The following is a 19,082-nucleotide window of genomic DNA, read 5'->3' as shown; positions in this document are numbered from 1 at the left end:
ATTAGAAGTCGTATTTGTTGAGTTTGGCTTCGTTCAGCTCCTCCATTTCAATTCCACTACGGTACGATTAGAAGCCGTGAATTTGAGGCTGAAAAAGGGGCTTTGCAAGCCCTGATGACACTTTTTTTATATGAAAAAATAGTCAATATGTCGTCTATCTCAAATGATACGAAAACACCCGCCGATCGACGACGTATTGACTGGTAGTAACTTAGACCGTTTACTCAATGATTCAGTTGTCAATTACAATACATCAAAGAACGTTTTGCCGAGATCGACGACAAAATAAAAATAAAGAAGCAGGTAAACACTTGTAAAAATAAGAACGATTTATGACTCCTCCTGTCAAGCATTAGAATAATAATGGAACTGACCTATCTGTATAGCGTATCGAATTTCTGGCGAAGTCGGTCGAGGTGGTTCATGCGTTGTAAACGAAAAAACGGGTACCCCAAAAACCTTTCTATCAAAACAAGAACTCAACCTATTCGCCAGCCATCGGGTCGGGAGTACCATCAGTATCGCCCGTAACGGTGCCGTGGGTCGGAAAATCATTCCCTCGAATGAACAATAAGCCAGCTACGTGCGGAGCGGCCATTGATGTGCCACTTAACGTAGCGTAGCGACCATCTTTATAAGTCGACGTAATCCGCACGCCGTAAGCACATACGTCAACGCTACTGCCGAAATTGGAGAATGAGGCAAACTGGTTTAGGTTATTCATGGCCGAAACTGTAAACACGTTGCTGTGATTCAACCGGGCAGGTGAGTAATTCGCTACGTCTTTTCCTTCGTTGCCAGCCGCCAAGGAAAATAGAATTCCAGTATTAGCCGCTTGTGTAATAGCCCGTTCGAGCGATGTTGATACGCCTTCTCCACCTAAACTCATGTTCACTACGTCGCCCGCTTTTCCGTTCTGGAACACATAATTCACCGCCTGAATAATGCCTGATAAACGTCCGTCGCCGTCATCATCGAGCACACGTAGCGAAACCAACGTAGCACCAGAAGCAATGCCTGTAGTGCCGATGCTGTTATTCTTGGCACCAATAATGCCCGCTACGTGTGTGCCGTGACCGTTCTCATCGTCGGCCGATGTATTGCCAGTTATAAACGACTTGCTACGTCCGGTATCGACATTCAAATCAGGGTGATCAAGATCAATGCCCGTATCGATGATCCAGACAGTTTTGCCAGTTTGCAAATCGCCCCGCCCGTAGCCGGTTTGTTTTACGTTCCAGGTTAGCGTGGAAGTTGTTGCTACCTCAACGCAGTTACACATCGACATAATTCGGTCTGGCTCAACCAATTCAACTGCTGGATCTTGTTTGAGTTTAAGCGCTTCCCTTTCGGACAAGTGGGCTAGAAACGTAGTTTGCTGGCCAGATGCCAGCACCTCAACTGACGGATCGGCCATTTGGTACGTGGTCAGAAGTTGCTCGGCGGCAACTTCGGCGGCTGCCAATCGTGCGCCCGAAGCCGAAGGCAGCGTTTGACTTGGCTGATATGTAACGATATAAGAACCGGCTATGGCAACACCATTATTGGTGGAGGCTTTAACCAGACAATCGGACGATAACGTAGTAGGGGTGATTTCCTGATCGGACTGGCAACCGAGCATAAAAAGCCCGACTAGAGCAACGTTACCAAGCGTGGCAAGAGGTGTGAAACGACGCATGTGTTTAGTACGAAATAGACGAGAAATAAGTAAGAATCGTACACAGTTACCTCATGCGTATCAGTCGAATTAGTTTGTATTAAAAGGGGGAAATGGAGAAACTGAAAAGAAAAATCCGTCCAGAAAATTGGGCACTTTATACGATTGATTTTCGGGTTTCAATCTCCTGATTAGCTATACGTAGTAAACGGAAAAACCGTTGCATTTGTGCCTTATAACCCCCTTTTTTCTCGACGAATAGGAATGAAAACGACCCGCCCGGCCGACGGAAATTTAGTTTCAGCAATGGGCTTGCCATAGCGTTGGTAAAAACCGGCAACTTGCTGAGCAGGTACTAAATCGGGATAGAGATTGATACCCGCGAACTTGTTTTTATGCAGAAACTGGTCGAGAAATTGCCAGTCGGCTTCGGTGAAGTTGCGTCCGGGAGCGAGCAAACGAGGCCAGCCATCACGCAGAAAAGGTTGAATCTGATCGTTGTGAAGACGACCAAAATACTGACCAACTCCACTTTTGTCGTAAAACCGCCGGAACGTAAAAACCGCATTCAATTGGTCGTAATTCGGGCAAAGTCCTTCCTTACTGCCGGTTCCATCAGCACCAACGGTACAGAACGGCCAGTCGAACACGGCTTCACCCGGCTGCCGACGTATCAGTGCGCAGTAACGTATCACATCTGCCGACGCTACGTTGACCGGCACCTGTAAACGTAGTGAATAGCTCGTATACCATTCGGTGCCCATCAGTAGCAGGAGCAACATAGCCGCAATTTTAGCCAATCGGTTGGTGGGCCACCGGACGGGCAACGCCAGCAAACAAAGCAGAACGGGATAAATTAGTGAGGCTCGTCCACCGTGCCGATTAAAGCTGAACCAGGGGAAAATTTTCAGCGATGGAACCAGCACCGGATGATAGATCAGGCACAGGATTAGCATCAATACGACAGGGAGCCATAAGCCCGCTTTTCGGCGAATTTGCCACCATCCAATGATACTTAACAGTGTTAGATAAAGTCCCGGCGAGCCCTGTCCGTAACTTTCGAACGTATCGCGCAGCCAGCGTTGATAGGGAATAGCGTAACTGTCGAGACCGGGAAGATGCGGTAAAAACAGACGTAGCGGATGCGACCACGAGGGAATCACCTGCACTACGTCGAAGTTAAATTTCCAGGCCGTAAAAGCGATTTGAAACGTAAGCGGCAGGTAAAGCCAAAGACTTACGCCAATCAAAGCCAGCAAAAACAAAACGCAAGCCTTTTGTTTTTGAACCCCGTCGACTACGTAGTGAAAAAGCAATACTGGCCAGTGTTTCACCGTTGGGAACTGGCGGAACAGACTTATCGCCAGAACAGGCCAGACCAGTGCGGTAAACATCAAGGCGTAACCTGCTACGTAGGCAAGCTCCTGTCCAAGAATCTGGATGTGAAGCCAGCCGCAAAGGAGCCAGTAAGAAAGTGGTACGTATACGCGATTCACTACGTCGAGCAGGAGCCGATACGTAGCAACCATGCAAAGAACCGTCCAGTGGGCTACGCATACGTTCATGTGAATCGGAAATTTCCAGAGCGCGTAAAAATTGAAAACAGAAAGAATTAATCCGGCCAGCGCCGACTTTGGTAAACCAAACCGGGAACGTAGCAGCAAGAACGAACCAACCGACGTAATGACCAGACTATATACGTAGTAGAATTGCAGATACGGACCGGGGCCGTCGAATAGCTTATAACAGAAGGCGTACCAATAATCCCGCTCGAAACCCCAGTCCAGAAAAACCTGATTGGTGCCGTATGGGTAGAACGTTTGCGAATTAATCAGATTGAGCTGCGGAAACGGCCATAAACTGAGGTTCTTACCGAAATAATACCCGACATATTCATATTGGTCGGTATCAAAACCATCGGATAGGGGATGCTGGAAATCACCCACGGCCAGAGAGGTCAGTAAAGCCGTTAAAAGACCCAGTAAAATGGACCAGAACCAGACGACGTTTTTAGGCGTAAATAGCAATAAACCGCTTTGAGAAAGACGGTGAGGAGGATTCGGCTGATTCATTTGGGGAATTTGTACCGTATCGCTTGCGTAACGGTGGGCAAAAGTCCTGCTAAACGGCTATTTTTGCAAGAAAACAGGAGAATGTCCTAGTAATGAATAATGGATAATGCAAAATGGATAAGGAAAGGCGTTGCAGCCGGGCATTATCATACGCATTGTTCATTGTCCATTTTACATTGTTCATTAAACTTTACTCATGGCCGACTATAATCACCGCGAAACCGAACAAAAATGGCAACGGTTTTGGGACGAACAGCATACCTACAAACCTGACGAACAATCTGATAAGCCCAAGTACTACGTTCTCGATATGTTTCCGTATCCGTCGGGAGCGGGGCTACACGTGGGGCACCCGCTGGGGTACATTGCGTCGGATATCGTATCGCGGTATAAGCGGCTGAAAGGGTTTAACGTACTGCACCCGATGGGATTTGACTCGTTCGGGCTTCCGGCCGAGCAGTATGCTATCCAGACGGGGCAGCACCCGGCCATTACCACCGAACAGAATCGGCAACGCTATATTGAGCAGTTGAAAAATATCGGATTCAGTTACGACTGGACCCGTGAAGTACGCACGTCCGATCCATCGTTTTATAAGTGGACGCAGTGGATTTTCATGGAATTGTTTCGGTCGTGGTATAACCGTGATACTGACCGCGCTGAACCGATTGAAACGCTGACGGAGAAATTTGCGACCAACGGCACCACCGATGTGAACGCCGTTTGCGACGAAGACGCGCCGACATTTACAGCCGCTGAGTGGAATGCCATGTCGAAGCAGGAGTCGTATGAAATTACGTTGAAATACCGACTGACGTATCTGGCTGATGCCGTTGTGAACTGGTGTCCGGCTTTGGGTACGGTACTGGCAAATGACGAAGTGAAAGATGGCGTATCGGAGCGGGGCGGTTACCCGGTTGAGCAAAAATTGATGCGTCAGTGGATGATGCGGATTACGGCTTATGCCGACCGGTTGCTGACTGGACTTGATACCATCGACTGGACCGAATCGCTGAAAGAACAGCAACGGAACTGGATCGGAAAATCAGTTGGCGCGAGCGTTCGTTTCGCAGTGATGAGTAATGAAGAAAATGCTCATCACTCATCACTCAACACTCATCACTACATAGAGGTTTTCACTACTCGCGTCGATACGATTTATGGCGTTACGTTCATGGTACTGGCTCCTGAACATGAGCTGGTTTCTCAACTGACAACCCCCGACCAGCGCGAAGCCGTTGATACGTATATAAATGCGGCCAAGTTGCGGTCTGAGCGTGATCGGATGGCTGATACGAAAGCTGTTTCGGGCGTATTTACCGGAAGTTATTGCATTAATCCGTTCAGCAACGAGAAAGTCCCCATCTTCCTGGCTGACTACGTATTGGCAGGTTATGGTACGGGTGCTGTAATGGCTGTTCCATCGGGCGATCAGCGCGACTGGAATTTTGCGACACATTTCAATCTGCCCATCATTCCGATTCTGGATGCGCAGAAAGATATTGAGACACAGGCTGATAATACTAAAGAAGGTCGTTACATCAACTCTGATATGATCAACGGCCTTGGTTATAAAGAAGCCACAACTGTATTGATCGAATGGCTGGAAGCGCGTGGATTGGGTCGTGGGAAAGTGAATTACCGGATGCGTGATGCCGTGTTCAGTCGTCAACGTTATTGGGGTGAGCCAGTTCCGGTTTATTTCAACAATGGATTACCATATTTGATTGATGAAAGCGACCTTCCGCTTGAGTTACCCGCCATCGACAAATACCTGCCGACCGAAACCGGCGAGCCGCCACTGGGTCGTGCCGAAGACTGGAAATACAAAGGCGAGTATGAGTATGAACTGAGCACCATGCCCGGTTGGGCGGGTTCGTCGTGGTACTGGTATCGTTATATGGACCCGCAAAATGACAATGCCTTCGCCAGCAAAGAAGCTATCAACTACTGGCAGAATGTGGACTTGTACATTGGTGGTACCGAACACGCTACGGGGCACTTATTGTATAGCCGTTTCTGGAATAAATTCCTGAAAGATCGGGGTTACGTACCGCAGGAAGAGCCGTTTAAGAAGCTCATTAATCAGGGCATGATTCAGGGACGTAGCAATTTTGTGTATCGTCTGAAAGGTACGGGGCAGGAAGGCGTTGCACCGGTTTTCCTATCGTTGAATCAGATTCAGGGACGGGACGTAACACCCCTGCACGTTGATGTAAATAGTGTCGATAACGACGTACTGGACGTAGAAGCGTTCAAAAAGGCCCGCCCTGATCTGACGGAGAATGCCGAATTTATTCTGGAGTCCGACGGACGCTACGTAGTAGGAGCCGAAGTCGAGAAAATGTCGAAGTCGAAGTTCAACGTAGTAAATCCTGATGACATTGTAGCGAAATACGGTGCCGACGTGCTACGTATGTACGAAATGTTTTTGGGGCCGCTGGAACAGGCGAAACCCTGGAACACGAACGGCATCGACGGAGTTTATCGCTTTATCCGTAAATTCTGGCGGTTGTTCTATAAAGACAATGCCGACGGAACCAGCAACTGGATTGTGAAGGAAGAACAGCCAACGGCGGCCGAGTTGAAAGTTCTGCACAAAACCATACAGAAGGCGCAGAGCGATATCGAAGCGTTTTCGTTCAATACGTCGGTGAGTGCGTTTATGGTGTGTGTCAATGAATTGTCGACTTTGAATTGTCACAAAAAGGCGATTCTTCAGGAGTTGACGCTGATTCTGTCGCCGTATGCGCCACACGTAACCGAAGAGTTGTGGGCAGCTTTGGGTAATGAACCGGGCACTATTTCGAAGGCAAGCTTCCCGGTTTTTAATCCGGCTTATCTGGTTGAAGATACATTTGAATACCCGATTCAGATAAACGGAAAAGTACGTACCACAATCAGTTTTGCTATTGACCAGGCCGCTGTTGAAATAGAACAGGAAGTGCTGGCAGATGAAGTCGTTCAGAAATGGCTCGACGGAAAAACACCCAAAAAGGTGGTCGTCGTCCCGAAGCGAATTGTAAACGTAGTAATTTGATACTCAGAAAGCCGACAATACGTCGGCTTTCTTATTTTCGTGCTCCTCTTACTTAACCTGCCTATGCCCAACTCTACGTCCAGACAACCGCTGGTTGTTTTATTGCTGTTCTTTTTGTCCGGTTTTGCCGCTCTGCTTTATCAGGTAATCTGGCAGCGATTACTGGTATTCTATACCGGCTCCGATACGGTAAGCATCAGTCTGATTGTATCGGCGTTTATGACTGGTTTAGGCATCGGGTATTTAGTTGGCGGACGACTTGCCGACCGCTCTACGTCTGCCCAGAATCTTCGGTATTTTGTTGGGGCCGAACTGGGAATTATGCTGTTCGCTCTGTTCAGTAAAGCCATTCTCTACGATTTTCTCTACCAATCGAATCAATTGCCGAGCGACCAGCCAATATTGGTCTATATCATCGTATTTGCTATTGTTCTGGTGCCGACTTTCCTGATGGGCGTATCGTTACCTGTGTTGTCGCGGGTGTTTCGTTTTGGCGATATGAATCGTCAGTCTCGGTATATCAGTCTGTTGTATTTTATCAATACGCTTGGGGCAGCAGTTGGAGCTTTTGTAACAGGCTTCTTGCTGGTACGTCGGCTTGGCTTCGACAATGCTATTTTTGTTGGTGCTGCGCTCAATGGCATCTGTGCGTTGGGCGGGTGGGGTATATGGATTACCGCTAAGGGCAAAGGGGAGTGGGCTAAGGGTAAAGAATCTAATACATCGATTGAGAACTCACACCCTACGCCCCCTGCCCCACGCCCGCTACCCTTAACTACGTGGTCGGTACAATATGCGATTTCGGGATTTGCGGCTTTATCGCTGGAGCTTATCTGGTTTCGGATTTTAGAAACGCTGATTAAATCGGTATCGCTGACGTTTGCGATTCTGCTGGCTATTTATCTCGGCTCAATGGCTATCGGAACAGTGGTTGGTACGTGGCTCACTGGTCGGTCAGCTTATCAGTCAGTGGCGCGTCGCGAACGGGCGTTTCTGTTGGCTCAACTCGTTTTGTATGGTTACACTGCCCTGTCGATAGGGGTATTTGTAAATGCCATTGGACGAGTTCCTGCATTAGATTTTCTCTGGAATTACTTTGCCAGTGGTGAACCAGTTTTGAGTCCGCGATTCAGCTTGTTTACATACGGAGCCGTGCCATTATTTCTGTTGGGTGTTCCAACGTTTATGATGGGGTTGAGTTTCTCGTTATCGCAATCGCTGATTCAGGATAATTATGCGGAAATAGGCCGAAAAATAGGCTGGCTGCAATTCATTAATATTGTGGGTTCTGCGCTGGGTGCATGGGCTGTTACGTGGATCGGTTTTGCGTATCTGGGTACGGCTTTACTCTTGAAATGCATTGTCGGATTAGGCTTTTGCTACGTTATTGCGATGTTACTACGTCGCCATATTTCCGCCCTAAAAACGGGTTTTCTACTAATAGGGCTAAGTTTATCTATTCTTGTAATTCCTCAAAACAACCAGTTCTGGCAACGCCTGAACGGATTAGATAAACCAGAAGCATTTGTATTCGACGAAAACGAATCGGCGGTGTCGGTTATCAAAATGACGCCTGACCGAAAAATGGGTATCGTGTTCGTGAATGGGTTGGGGCAAAGTGGATTGCCGTATCATTTCGATGCTGTTCATACGTTATTGGGCGCATTACCGGTGATGATGCACCCGAACCCAAAGCAGGTTGCCGTGATTGGTTTAGGTTCCGCCGGAACCGTTAATGGAATTGCCGGGCGACCCGAAACCGACCAGATCGATTGTTTTGAAATTGCATCCAATCAGGAGAAAGTGCTGGCTGATTACGCCGGTCGGGTAGGTGATACGGCCGTAAATGCGGTGTTACATGATACCCGGTTGAAGATGATTTTTCGGGATGGACGCTACGCTATACGTAACGGCACTACGCGTTATGATGTTATTGAGGCCGATGCGCTACGTCCTATTTCGGCCTATTCGGGTAATGTGTATTCGAAAGAGTATTTCGAGCTGGTTCGTGATCGACTCAAACCAAATGGATTAGCTGTTACGTGGTGCCCTACTGGTCGCGTCCTGAATACGTTCCGGTCTGTATTTCCCTACGTAGCGTATTGCGATAAATTGGTGTTGATTGGTAGTAATCAGCCAATTAAGCTGGATTGGAATGCCATTGAACAACGAGCCAAAAGTGATTTTAGTCGTGGCCATTATAACCGCTCTGGTATCGATATCTGGTCGTTGCTTGATCATTACCGACATGATACCCGCTTACTGCCCAGAAACACAGCCATAACGGGCGAAATCAATACTGATCTATTCCCAAAAGATGAATACAGTATCCGTGTTAGCGATCGCGTAGATTTTTAAAAAGTGGAAAATGTATACTGATGAATGACAATTACAGAGATTAGAATTCATTCGACATTATACATTTTCCATTATCAATTATTCATTATAAAACTGCCGTTTCGGCTTTCTGACTTGCCAACGCATCACGGATTTGGGCGGTAAGGGTAAGCGAATACTTACGGGCGTCGTGGTCGAAAATAGGCGTCGATACGATCAGTTCATCGGCCTGAGTCTGTTCCAGAAAACGACTGAGCTGACGTTGAACCGTTTCGCGTGAGCCAACCGCAGAATAACGGAAAACAGACTGAACAGCCGCCAGTTCATTTTCGCCCCAGATTGTCCGCAAATCATCGACTGGCGGTTGCATCTGCCGCGCTTTGCCGTGATGGAGGTATAGAAACTGTTGTTGCAAAGATGTGAACAAACGTTCGGCTTCGCGATCTGTATCGGCCACAATTACGTTGGAGGCTACCATTACATACGGTTTATCCAGCGTAGCCGACGGTACAAATTGCGTTCGATACGTATCGATAGCTTCCAGTAAGGCTTTGGGTGCAAAATGCGAGGCAAAAGCATACGGTAACCCAAGCATGGCCGCCAATTGCGCACCAAATAGGCTGGAGCCTAAAATCCAGATGGGTACGTTAAGCCCATTGCCTGGTACAGCCTGCACAAACTGATTCGTTTCATCGGGCTGAAAATAACGCTGTAATTCAACGACATCCTGCGGAAACGTATCGGGGCCAGTCGCATTCCGCCGTAATGCCCGTGCTGTTGGTTGGTCGGAGCCGGGTGCGCGCCCCAGTCCAAGATCAATACGTCCGGGATAAAGCGATTCAAGCGTACCGAACTGCTCGGCAATAACCAATGGTGAATGGTTGGGTAGCATAATACCGCCCGAGCCAACCCGAATGGTTTTTGTACCTCCCGCAACGTATCCAATCACAACCGACGTAGCTGCGCTGGCAATGCCTGGCATGTTGTGGTGTTCGGCCAGCCAATATCGGTTGTAACCCAACTGTTCGGCATGTTGCGCCAGATCGAGTGTGTTATGAAGTGCTTGGGTGGCTGTATTTCCAGCCACAATTGGTGATAAATCCAGAATCGAAAAAGGAGTCATACTACGTCGTTTTATGGGTTAATGAGGAGTGAACGACAAGCGTGCTACGTCGATTCAGTGCAACATCGACGTACATTTGTGTATTCATCAACACGACATTCCGTTCGAACGGTTCCATACGTTTTATTACACATGACCACAAAAACACTGGTTGCTGCCGTACTTATTTGTTTTACTGCCTGCTCGCCCAAAACCACTACTAATCTTTCGAAAGGGGAACAAACCGAATTCTTTCGTTATAAGGCCGGACAGCCCCCCAAAATTTCGGTGCACCGGGGCGGGGGCGATTTGAAAAACTATCCGGAAAACTGTCTCGAATCGTTTGCCTACGTAGCCAGCCAGATTGGTAGCCCAACCCATCCAGCCATTATTGAATGTGACATCGACCTCACAAAGGATAGTGTGCTGGTTATGATGCACGACGCTACACTCGACCGGACCACAAACGGAACCGGTAAACTGATTGAAAAGGATTACGCAGAGCTGGCGGAGTATCGGCTGGAAGATAACATGGGGAACGTAACACCTTATAAAATTCCGACGCTGGAACAGACGCTTCAATGGGGTAAAAAGCAGTCCGGAAAAGCACCAGTTACGTTTACGCTCGATGTTAAACGGAACGTATCGTTTGCCAAAGTGGTGGATATGGTCCATAAAACCGGCACCGACCGATACGTAGCAATCATTACGTATAATGCGCAGGATGCTGCCAAAGTACATAAACTCGATCCGAATCTGATGATATCGGTAACAATTCGAAATCAGGCAGAATATGATCGACTACGTGAGCTTGGCGTGCCCGACAATCGAATAATGGCGTTTGTAGGCGTGAAAGAACCAGCGGCAGAACTATACCAGTTTCTGCATCAGAAAGGAATCACCTGCATTCTCGGTACGTTAGGTAACCTCGATAAACAGGCTGCCGCTAAAGGCGATCAGCTCTACAAAACATTTGCTGACAATGGTGCCGACATCATGAGCACCGACCGACCGCTCGAAATGGCTCGCGTGTTGTATAAATGATTGGTAGTCTTGAACTTCTTCGTCTGATTTGATTGACTAACTCGCGTCAAGGAAAGAACTTACCTTTTCATTGTATAACCTATTTATCATAACTAATTTGAAATGATTTTTGGGCTGATACTACACTTATGAGAAGGAACTTTACAGAGCGGCTTTCTATGCGTAAAATGCTGGCAGCTTTACTGGCGCGTTGGCAATTTCAGACATTTTTAACGTATTACTTTCTTTGGAAGGGGGCAGCATGGCTAATGATGCAACAAAGGAACACGCTGCTGTTTAGTTGGTTGCTGATTTGGTGGAGTGTTCCAGTTGCCGCGCAGATACCCCGACTACAACTGAACGTAGTAGCTACAGGGCTTAATCGGCCTAACGACGTAGCAGTTTTGAGTTCAACCGAATTTCTGGTTTCGCAAACCGACGGCAAGATTCGCCTTATTCGTAACGGTGTCATTCAGCCAGTGCCATTTCTGGATATTACAGGTAAGATATACAATACTACTTGGGAAGGTATTTTCGGTATTACAGTACATCCTGATTACACTAGCAATGGTTATATCTATGTCCATTATTCGCGTCTGAGTGACCGTTCGTCGGTATTTGCCCGATTTACGCGCCTGAGTACTAATCCTGATCAGGCCGATCCAGCCTCGGAGTTAATTTATTTTACGATTCCATACACGAATCCGTTGGGTGGTCACCGTTCCGGACGCATAGGCTTCGGACCCGATGGTTACCTCTATATAACTACGGGCGATTCCAGTCCGGGGGCACGCGGTTCCATCGGCGATCCGAATAAACTAGCGCAGAATCTGCAAACATTGTATGGCAAGATTCTACGAATTGACGTCAATACTGGTTCTCCCTATGCGATTCCGCCAACAAATCCGTATGCCGACCCAACTGATGGTGTACCTGATGAATTGTATGGATTAGGTTTACGTAATCCCTGGCGCTGGAGTTTCGACCGACAAACGGGCGATTTCTGGATGGGCGACATAGGGCAGGATGGTTGGGAAGAGCTAAATTTTACGGCGGCTACTACGTCGACACCGCAGAATTATGGCTGGCCCTGTTTTGAAGGCTTACATCCTTACGACTCCACCTGTTTAGCGAACACTACGTTTCATATGCCGTTGCTAGAATATTCGGGGTACAATTATGGGCAATCGGCCTCCATAACAGGAGGGTTTGTGTATCGGGGAAACGCCTATCCAACGTTAAAGGGGTGGTACGTGTATGGCGATTATGAACGGGGTACATACTGGACACTTAAACGGGATAGCACGGACAATTTTCAGCAAATTGAGCAATCGATATCTACACAAACAAAACCTGTTTCGTTTGGCGAAGGACCTGATGGAGAACTTTACGTTTTATCGCTTCCCGATGGTATTCTTTATCATATCAGTTCAGAACCTGTTGTCAGCGTGCAGAGCGGAAGCTGGAATAACCCTACTATCTGGAATTGCCAGTGTATTCCGGGTATAGAGGATAGCGTAACGATTTCAGCAGGTCATGTTATTTCCGTTGGTCAGACAGAATACGTAAAGACGATAAAACTGTTTGGTAAATTGATCTTTACCAGTAGCGGTAAACTGTCTTATTAACGTTAAACACCTGACGCCCTGCTACGTTGCAAAAATTATTACGTAACAGGGCGTCAGGTGTTTAACAAAGCGGTCTAAGCTGATATAACAATGATTGGCGCCACTTCTTCCGGATCGTTTTCAGCGGCAGCTTTGCGTTGCTTGAGGGCTTTACGAGCTGCTTTTTTTAAAGATACGTCGTACAGATCGGTCCGACGATCTTTCAGTACCTGCACCGAGCCATGTTCATGTAATTCTTTAAGTAGGCTTAAATCAACGTCGGCAATGAGTACCATTTCGGTATTTGGCGTTGCTTCGGCCTTAACCGCGTTTGTTGGAAACTGAAAATCGGATGGTGTAAATACGGCCGATTGGGCATAGTTTATATCCATATTATGCACCTTTGGCAGATTTCCCACACAACCCGAAATCGCTACGTAGCATTCGTTCTCGATGGCCCGCGCCTGTGCACAATGGCGTACGCGTGAGTAGCCATTCTGCGTATCGGTCAGGAACGGTACGAACAGAATCTGAATCCCTTGCTGCGACAGAATTCGGGTCAGTTCGGGAAATTCAACGTCGTAACAAATTACCATGCCAATTTTTCCGCAATCGGTATCGAACGCTCTGATTTCGTTTCCGCCCACCATACCGTAGTGTTTTACTTCGTTGGGGGTAATATGAATCTTCCGGTATTCTTCCCAAGAGCCATCGCGTCGGCAGAGATACGCTACGTTATATAATTTGCCATCTTCATCAACAAGCGGCATGCTGCCTCCCACAATATTTACATTGTAAGAAATAGCAAGTTCGCAGAGTTTTTCGCGGACAGGTACCGTGAAATCAGCGAGTTTACGGATCGCTACGGGTTCCGGCAGATCGTTGAAATCGGCCATCAGGGGCGTATTGAAAAACTCGGGCAATACCATAAAATCGGACCGGTAATCGCTAACGGCGTTTACAAAAAACTCAACCTGATCAAGAAATGCGGCCAGATTTTTAAATAACCGCATCTGCCATTGAATCACGCCAAGCCGGATAATAGAGTCCGTGTGCGGCTTTTTGTCTTTCTCGTCGGCGTAGTAAATATTGATCCACTCCAGCAACGTAGCATATTCTTTTGATTCCGAATCGCCGGGTAAATAACCACGTAGTACCTTCCGAACGTGAAAATCATTCGATAGCTGAAACGTGAGTGTGGGGTCATAAATTTCCTTTTGCTTCACCTTGGCGATGTATTCGCGGGGGCTTAGTTCATCAGCAAATTTGTTGTAATTCGGGATACGCCCGCCAGCCAGCATACCCTTTAGATTCAACTGTTCGCAAAGCTCCTTGCGGGCATCGTAAAGCCGACGGCCTAGCCGTAAATCTCGGTAGTCAGGATGAACAAAAACTTCAATACCGTATAGATAGTCGCCTTCGTCGCTATGGGTTTTAAAGGTGTAACCTCCAGTAATCTCGAAGTACGTGTGGTTATCGCCAAACTTGTCGTACTTGACCCGAATTGCCAGTGCAATAGCCACTACTTTCCCGTCGACCTCAACACACAACTGCCCGTCTGGAAAGATCGTTAGGAGTTTGTTGATCGAGCTCTTGGACCAGTAATCGCCCCCGATGCCGCTATACACCTCTATCATGGTTTCTTTCAAATCATGATAATCGGATTTCTGTAATGTTCTGGTTTGTATATGCATAATGTCATTGTCTGAACCGGCGGGATTAAACAGATTGACAAAACGCTTCAAAGAAGCGAGAAGTAAAATCTGGTTAAACTGTCAATCTGTTTAATCCTACCGGTTCAGAAGAGTTTCCATTTCTATAAGATGCGCATCTGTGAAATCGTGATGAGTCACAAAACGAACTAAATGCTTGCCGAACGTAACGCTTAAGATACCCTTTGCGGCTAATTTATCAACATAGTCGGTCGCTAAGATGGTTTCAGGAAGTCTGAAAATGACGATATTAGTATCGATCGGGTAAATTTCCTGCACCTCTGGAATCCGTTCGAGAAAAGCGCCTATTCTACGAGCACGGGCATGATCCTGTTTTAGCCGATCTACGTGGTGATCAAGGGCATAAATGCCAGCTGCTGCCAGAAAACCCGCCTGTCGCCAACCACCACCCATAAGTTTGCGGAATCTACGTGCCTGCTTGATAAAACTGGTGTTGCCGATCAGCAATGAACCAACGGGACAACCCAATCCTTTAGACAGGCAGATGCTGATAGAGTCGAACAACTGTCCGTATGCTTCGGTGGGTTCACCCGTTTCGATCAGTGCGTTGAACAGGCGGGCACCATCCAGATGCAATAATAGACCATGTTCGGTACATACCCGTCGGATTGCCGCAATTTCAGGTACGGTATAGTAGCAACCACCGCCTTTGTTCATCGTATTTTCGAGAACAACCAGCCTTGATAACGGTTTGTGCGGATCAGCAGGGCTATAAATGTAGTCGCGAATGAGTTCGGGAGTGAGCTTGCCCCGTTCGCCCTGAACCAGACTTACAGAGGCCAGCGCATTCGCCGAAATGCCACCACCTTCATACAAATAAACATGTGATAGCTGATCGCAGATAACATCGTCGCCGGGGCGGGTATGGGTACGAATAGCCAATTGGTTGGTCATGGTGCCCGATGCGCAGAACAGGGCGGCTTCCATACCAAAGAGAGTGGCCGCTTTGCTTTCGAGTTTATTAACAGTCGGGTCGTCCCCAAAAACATCGTCGCCAAGCTGGGCCGAAAACATGGCTTCGCGCATGGCAGGAGTTGGTTGCGTAACCGTATCGCTACGGAGGTCAATGATCATAAGGAATGAGCCTAAATAAGTTGCTACGTCTGCCGATGCAGAGTAATGTAGAGCCTTCGCTCGTTTTTCAGAATACAGTTTGTACGAATCGGCAATTTACATCAGGTTGTCCTTGAAATTGATCGGGAAGTACTTTTTACGGCGTTTTTAACGATAAAATAGATTGTTTGGAGCAACAAGCCTGACAATCTTGCATTTAGAATTGTTACGATTATTTTTGAGCAACCTTTTCTCATTTATCCGTCTTATACGGATAGGTAATACTACACATCAGCCTACTAGTTATGACCAACAAAACTCCCTGGATTATCCTGCTCATCCTCTGGATGCTCGGCTCGACCTGGTGGCACGTCTGCAAAATTAAACAGTTGTGTATCAATGATGCTCAGCCATCTGTAACTACGTCGGCTGTTACGTCGGAACCAGTAGAAACTACGCCCCCCGGTGCCGATGGTTATACAATTGCCGATGGTAACCTGTTCCGACTCGATTTTCCGGGTCAATTTAGTTTTGCAAAGTCGGGAGCCAATGCCAATATGAATACGTTGGGTGGTTCGCTTAACAAACTAACAGAATACCTGAAAGCCAATCCCGGCCGTACGGTTGAGGTAATCGGCTATTATTCAGCAGAAGAAAAGAATACGACTTCATTTGCCAATCTGGGCCTTGCGCGTGCCGAAGGAATGAAACAGTATCTGATTCAACAGGGAATTTCGGCTGCGTCGATTACCACAAAAGGAGTAGAGCGCAACCTGCCGTTTACGGCCAAAGGGGATTCACTGTATGGAGGTCTTGATTTTGCGTTTGCTGGCGTAGTTGAAGCTGCACCAACGGCTCCGGTTGCTGAAACAACTGCCGCATCAACAACTCAGCCCGCAGTTGTTACGTTAACGGGGGCAACCACCGAGAAAGAGTTAGCTGAAGGACAGAAATTTAAATCGGTTTTTGAGCCTATCGATTTGTATTTCCCACTTAGCGAGGCCAATTACATTAAGACTAGCGAAACGGTTAAGTTTTTCGAGGAAGCGATCAAGTATCTTTCGGAGCATAAAGACAAAAAATTGCAGCTTACAGGCCATACAGACAATTCAGGTCCTGACGATGTGAATATGCGGCTCTCTCGTGATCGGGCGAACGACGTAAAAGCAAGACTACGTAAGGCTGGTATTCCGTCATCGCAAATTGAGGTAAAAGCTAAAGGTGAAACAGAGCCTAAAGCCGACAATAGCACAATGTCGGGCCGTAAGGCAAACCGACGGGTTACGGTAGTTGTACTTCATTGATTTTGTCTTCGGTTCGCTGGTTAACGAAAGCCAATTAACCAGCGAATCGGAGCCATTCAACTTATAAATACTCCAGAAAATGTTTGAACTTAATCCCCTCAACTTACCTGAAGCACAGATGCAGCAGTGGATTATGCTACTGGTGGCTGGTGTGCTGGGTTTTATTATTGGTTACGTTTCCCGGCAAAGTACAATTCGGCAACTCGAAGGCGATCTGGCCAGCACAACCCGCGAAGTTGATGACTGTTATCGGGCTCCTGCACCCGTAACCAGCACCGACGATGAAGAAACGATTGTGCTGAATCGGATTCGAAATCGGGCGCAGGAACTTAATTTTTCCCGTATTGGACTTGCCACGTTGGCCGAAGCCGATGACCTTAAAGTTATTGTAGGCGTTGGTCCGTTTCTGGAGAAAAAACTACACGCAATAGGTATCTATACCTTTCGGCAGATCGCCAATTTTACGAGCGATGATATTGATCGGGTCAACGATATTATCGAGTTCTTTCCAGGACGTATTCAACGCGATAACTGGGTTGGGCAAGCTAAAACGTTGATGAATAAATAGTCCACACCTCACTAACCCGAAATCCCTAAACGAAAGCACACTATGTTTGGATTAGATCCCTTAAGCCGGCCGGTTGCTATTATTGAGATACTGCTTTTACTATCACTGGCAGCATTCATCGGCTGGTTATTAGGCCGCCTTGTGTTGTCGGGACGTATCAGTTCGTTACGTTCGTCGATAGCCGATAAAGAAACGGAGCTGGAAAATTGCCGCCGGTCGAAAATCGAAGGCGTTTCGGGTGTGGCATACCGTAAACCTGAACCTGTGATAGAAATGCCACCAGCCTATGTTCCGGCCGATCCGTTGTTGCCCGCTATCACCCTTGATGATACACCTGAACCAATTCCTGTTGAAGAGCCGCCAACGATTATACCACGTAGCACGGTTCCGGTTGTGTCTCCGCCCGTAGTTACGGCTGCCGATTTATCGGTTAAGGCAACGGATTCAGAAGCGGCTGTGCTGAACCGGATTGCATCACGCGCCAGCGAAATCAATTTTGATCGGATTGGCCGGGCTGTTGCGACAGAAGCCGATGATCTTAAAGATATTGTTGGTATTGGCCCGTTTCTGGAGCGAAAACTACATAGTTTGGGTATCTATACGTTCCGTCAGGTTGGTAATTTCACTAAGGAAGATATTGATAAAGTCAATGAAATTATCGAGTTCTTCCCCGGACGTATCGAACGCGATAACTGGGTAGAACAGGCTAAAGATTTTTATGAACGGAAACACAGTAGGAAAAGCTGAGTATGCATTGCCAAACTATAAAAGCCCCGAAAAATACATTTTTCGGGGCTTTTATAGTTTAAGAAATTCCTGGTTGACTAGGCTTCGTCTAGTAATTGTTGAGCAAGTTGTGTCAGTCCGATTGTGGCTGGCTCAGCAATAAACGTTACGTTGGGCCGCTTATGCATGCTGGGAATATTAGGGTCAACTACGAAGATGGGTACACCACTTTTTGCGGCATAAACTAGCCCAGCTGCCGGATATACATTAAGCGACGTACCAACTACGATGAAGATATCAGCCGCTTCTGTAATGTCGAGTGCTACGTCCATCATTGGTACAGCCTCACCAAACCAGACGATATGTGGCCGCAATTGAGACCCTTTTTTGCATAAGTCGCCCAATTTCAGTTCCCAGCCTTCAATGTCATAAATCAGAGATTCGTCGATGGTTGAGCGCGACTTGAACAATTCGCCATGCAGATGTACTACGTTCGACGAACCCGCTTTCTCATGCAGATTGTCGACGTTCTGCGTTATGACTGTTACGTCGTATTTGTCCTCCAGTTTTACCAGTGCCAGATGCCCGGCATTCGGCTGAACGCTCAGCGCTTGTTTACGACGTTGATTGTAAAAATCCTGAACAAGTACCGGGTTTCGTCGCCAGGCCTCTGGGGTTGCTACGTCTTCAATTCGGTGATTTTCCCAAAGTCCATCTGAGGCACGAAACGTAGGAATACCACTCTCGGCACTAATGCCAGCCCCAGATAGTACGACGATTTTTTTACGAGTATTCATGTTTTTTTAGCTAGTATTGCTCAGAAGGGGGGATAGCATGGATGCCTCCTGACTATCCATGCT

The 19,082-nt window shown here is 47.4% G+C and carries 13 protein-coding genes and 1 CRISPR repeat array (1 of these 14 only partly in view); of the genes, 7 read left to right on the top strand and 6 right to left on the bottom strand.

The window, feature by feature from the left end; translation table 11 throughout:
- A CRISPR array of direct repeats spans positions 1–74; the repeat unit is 30 nt; unit sequence ATTTCAATTCCACTACGGTACGATTAGAAG; it reaches 3,562 nt to the left of the window's first position.
- Positions 75–484: 410 nt separating this feature from the next.
- Together ACYVD4_RS09080 and ACYVD4_RS09075 are read right to left on the bottom strand one after the other, a co-directional pair.
- A complete protein-coding gene (locus ACYVD4_RS09080; protein WP_460944632.1) occupies positions 485–1,678 on the bottom strand; it encodes a S8 family peptidase in 1,194 nt (397 codons plus the stop codon).
- Between the two features lie 212 nt (positions 1,679–1,890).
- On the bottom strand, positions 1,891–3,729 hold the full coding sequence (locus ACYVD4_RS09075) for a hypothetical protein (protein ID WP_460944630.1): 1,839 nt from the start codon (positions 3,727–3,729) through the stop codon (positions 1,891–1,893).
- Positions 3,730–3,925: 196 nt separating this feature from the next.
- Here ACYVD4_RS09075 and leuS point away from each other — a divergent pair, with 196 nt between their 5' ends.
- Positions 3,926–6,769, top strand: a complete 2,844-nt coding sequence (gene leuS / locus ACYVD4_RS09070) for a leucine--tRNA ligase (RefSeq protein ID WP_460944628.1) — start codon at positions 3,926–3,928, stop codon at positions 6,767–6,769.
- A 63-nt stretch (positions 6,770–6,832) separates the two neighbouring features.
- The gene (locus tag ACYVD4_RS09065; protein WP_460944626.1) at positions 6,833–9,127 is read left to right on the top strand and encodes a fused MFS/spermidine synthase; all 2,295 of its coding nucleotides are present in this window, start codon (positions 6,833–6,835) and stop codon (positions 9,125–9,127) included.
- Between the two features lie 85 nt (positions 9,128–9,212).
- Here ACYVD4_RS09065 and ACYVD4_RS09060 read toward each other — a convergent pair whose 3' ends face one another.
- Complete coding sequence (locus tag ACYVD4_RS09060) at positions 9,213–10,229, bottom strand: LLM class flavin-dependent oxidoreductase (protein WP_460944624.1); 1,017 nt, start codon at positions 10,227–10,229, stop codon at positions 9,213–9,215.
- A gap of 132 nt (positions 10,230–10,361) precedes the next feature.
- Between ACYVD4_RS09060 and ACYVD4_RS09055 the strand changes: the two genes are divergently transcribed.
- Both ACYVD4_RS09055 and ACYVD4_RS09050 read left to right on the top strand, forming a co-directional pair.
- Entirely contained in the window at positions 10,362–11,252 is an 891-nt protein-coding gene (locus ACYVD4_RS09055; protein WP_460944622.1) for a glycerophosphodiester phosphodiesterase family protein, read from the top strand.
- 128 nt (positions 11,253–11,380) lie between these two features.
- A complete protein-coding gene (locus tag ACYVD4_RS09050; protein ID WP_460944620.1) occupies positions 11,381–12,859 on the top strand; it encodes a PQQ-dependent sugar dehydrogenase in 1,479 nt (492 codons plus the stop codon).
- Positions 12,860–12,933: 74 nt separating this feature from the next.
- Here ACYVD4_RS09050 and ACYVD4_RS09045 read toward each other — a convergent pair whose 3' ends face one another.
- Both ACYVD4_RS09045 and ACYVD4_RS09040 read right to left on the bottom strand, forming a co-directional pair.
- Positions 12,934–14,532, bottom strand: a complete 1,599-nt coding sequence (locus ACYVD4_RS09045; RefSeq protein ID WP_460944618.1) for a GNAT family N-acetyltransferase — start codon at positions 14,530–14,532, stop codon at positions 12,934–12,936.
- Between the two features lie 96 nt (positions 14,533–14,628).
- Positions 14,629–15,645, bottom strand: a complete 1,017-nt coding sequence (locus ACYVD4_RS09040) for a threonine aldolase family protein (RefSeq protein WP_460944616.1) — start codon at positions 15,643–15,645, stop codon at positions 14,629–14,631.
- 284 nt (positions 15,646–15,929) lie between these two features.
- On the opposite strand from ACYVD4_RS09040, the gene ACYVD4_RS09035 reads away from it, so the two are divergent.
- From ACYVD4_RS09035 to ACYVD4_RS09025, 3 genes are all read left to right on the top strand, one after another.
- A complete protein-coding gene (locus ACYVD4_RS09035; protein ID WP_460944614.1) occupies positions 15,930–16,928 on the top strand; it encodes an OmpA family protein in 999 nt (332 codons plus the stop codon).
- 79 nt (positions 16,929–17,007) lie between these two features.
- On the top strand, positions 17,008–17,496 hold the full coding sequence (locus ACYVD4_RS09030) for a hypothetical protein (protein WP_460944612.1): 489 nt from the start codon (positions 17,008–17,010) through the stop codon (positions 17,494–17,496).
- Between the two features lie 42 nt (positions 17,497–17,538).
- Entirely contained in the window at positions 17,539–18,243 is a 705-nt protein-coding gene (locus ACYVD4_RS09025; RefSeq protein ID WP_460944610.1) for a hypothetical protein, read from the top strand.
- Positions 18,244–18,320: 77 nt separating this feature from the next.
- Here ACYVD4_RS09025 and ACYVD4_RS09020 read toward each other — a convergent pair whose 3' ends face one another.
- A complete protein-coding gene (locus ACYVD4_RS09020) occupies positions 18,321–19,019 on the bottom strand; it encodes an SIR2 family NAD-dependent protein deacylase (protein ID WP_460944608.1) in 699 nt (232 codons plus the stop codon).
- Between the last annotated feature and the right edge of the window lie 63 nt (positions 19,020–19,082).

This window comes from Spirosoma daeguense (assembly GCF_054776875.1).
This window is presented reverse-complemented; position numbering and strand designations above follow the sequence as displayed.

What these genes read in the sequence shown, in the direction of transcription:
- ACYVD4_RS09080 (WP_460944632.1), bottom strand. Translation starts at nt 1,678, where the DNA reads ATGCGTCGTTTCACACCTCTTGCCACGCTTGGTAACGTTGCTCTAGTC.
- ACYVD4_RS09075 (WP_460944630.1), bottom strand. Translation starts at nt 3,729, where the DNA reads ATGAATCAGCCGAATCCTCCTCACCGTCTTTCTCAAAGCGGTTTATTG.
- leuS (WP_460944628.1), top strand. Translation starts at nt 3,926, where the DNA reads ATGGCCGACTATAATCACCGCGAAACCGAACAAAAATGGCAACGGTTT.
- ACYVD4_RS09065 (WP_460944626.1), top strand. Translation starts at nt 6,833, where the DNA reads ATGCCCAACTCTACGTCCAGACAACCGCTGGTTGTTTTATTGCTGTTC.
- ACYVD4_RS09060 (WP_460944624.1), bottom strand. Translation starts at nt 10,229, where the DNA reads ATGACTCCTTTTTCGATTCTGGATTTATCACCAATTGTGGCTGGAAAT.
- ACYVD4_RS09055 (WP_460944622.1), top strand. Translation starts at nt 10,362, where the DNA reads ATGACCACAAAAACACTGGTTGCTGCCGTACTTATTTGTTTTACTGCC.
- ACYVD4_RS09050 (WP_460944620.1), top strand. Translation starts at nt 11,381, where the DNA reads ATGAGAAGGAACTTTACAGAGCGGCTTTCTATGCGTAAAATGCTGGCA.
- ACYVD4_RS09045 (WP_460944618.1), bottom strand. Translation starts at nt 14,532, where the DNA reads ATGCATATACAAACCAGAACATTACAGAAATCCGATTATCATGATTTG.
- ACYVD4_RS09040 (WP_460944616.1), bottom strand. Translation starts at nt 15,645, where the DNA reads ATGATCATTGACCTCCGTAGCGATACGGTTACGCAACCAACTCCTGCC.
- ACYVD4_RS09035 (WP_460944614.1), top strand. Translation starts at nt 15,930, where the DNA reads ATGACCAACAAAACTCCCTGGATTATCCTGCTCATCCTCTGGATGCTC.
- ACYVD4_RS09030 (WP_460944612.1), top strand. Translation starts at nt 17,008, where the DNA reads ATGTTTGAACTTAATCCCCTCAACTTACCTGAAGCACAGATGCAGCAG.
- ACYVD4_RS09025 (WP_460944610.1), top strand. Translation starts at nt 17,539, where the DNA reads ATGTTTGGATTAGATCCCTTAAGCCGGCCGGTTGCTATTATTGAGATA.
- ACYVD4_RS09020 (WP_460944608.1), bottom strand. Translation starts at nt 19,019, where the DNA reads ATGAATACTCGTAAAAAAATCGTCGTACTATCTGGGGCTGGCATTAGT.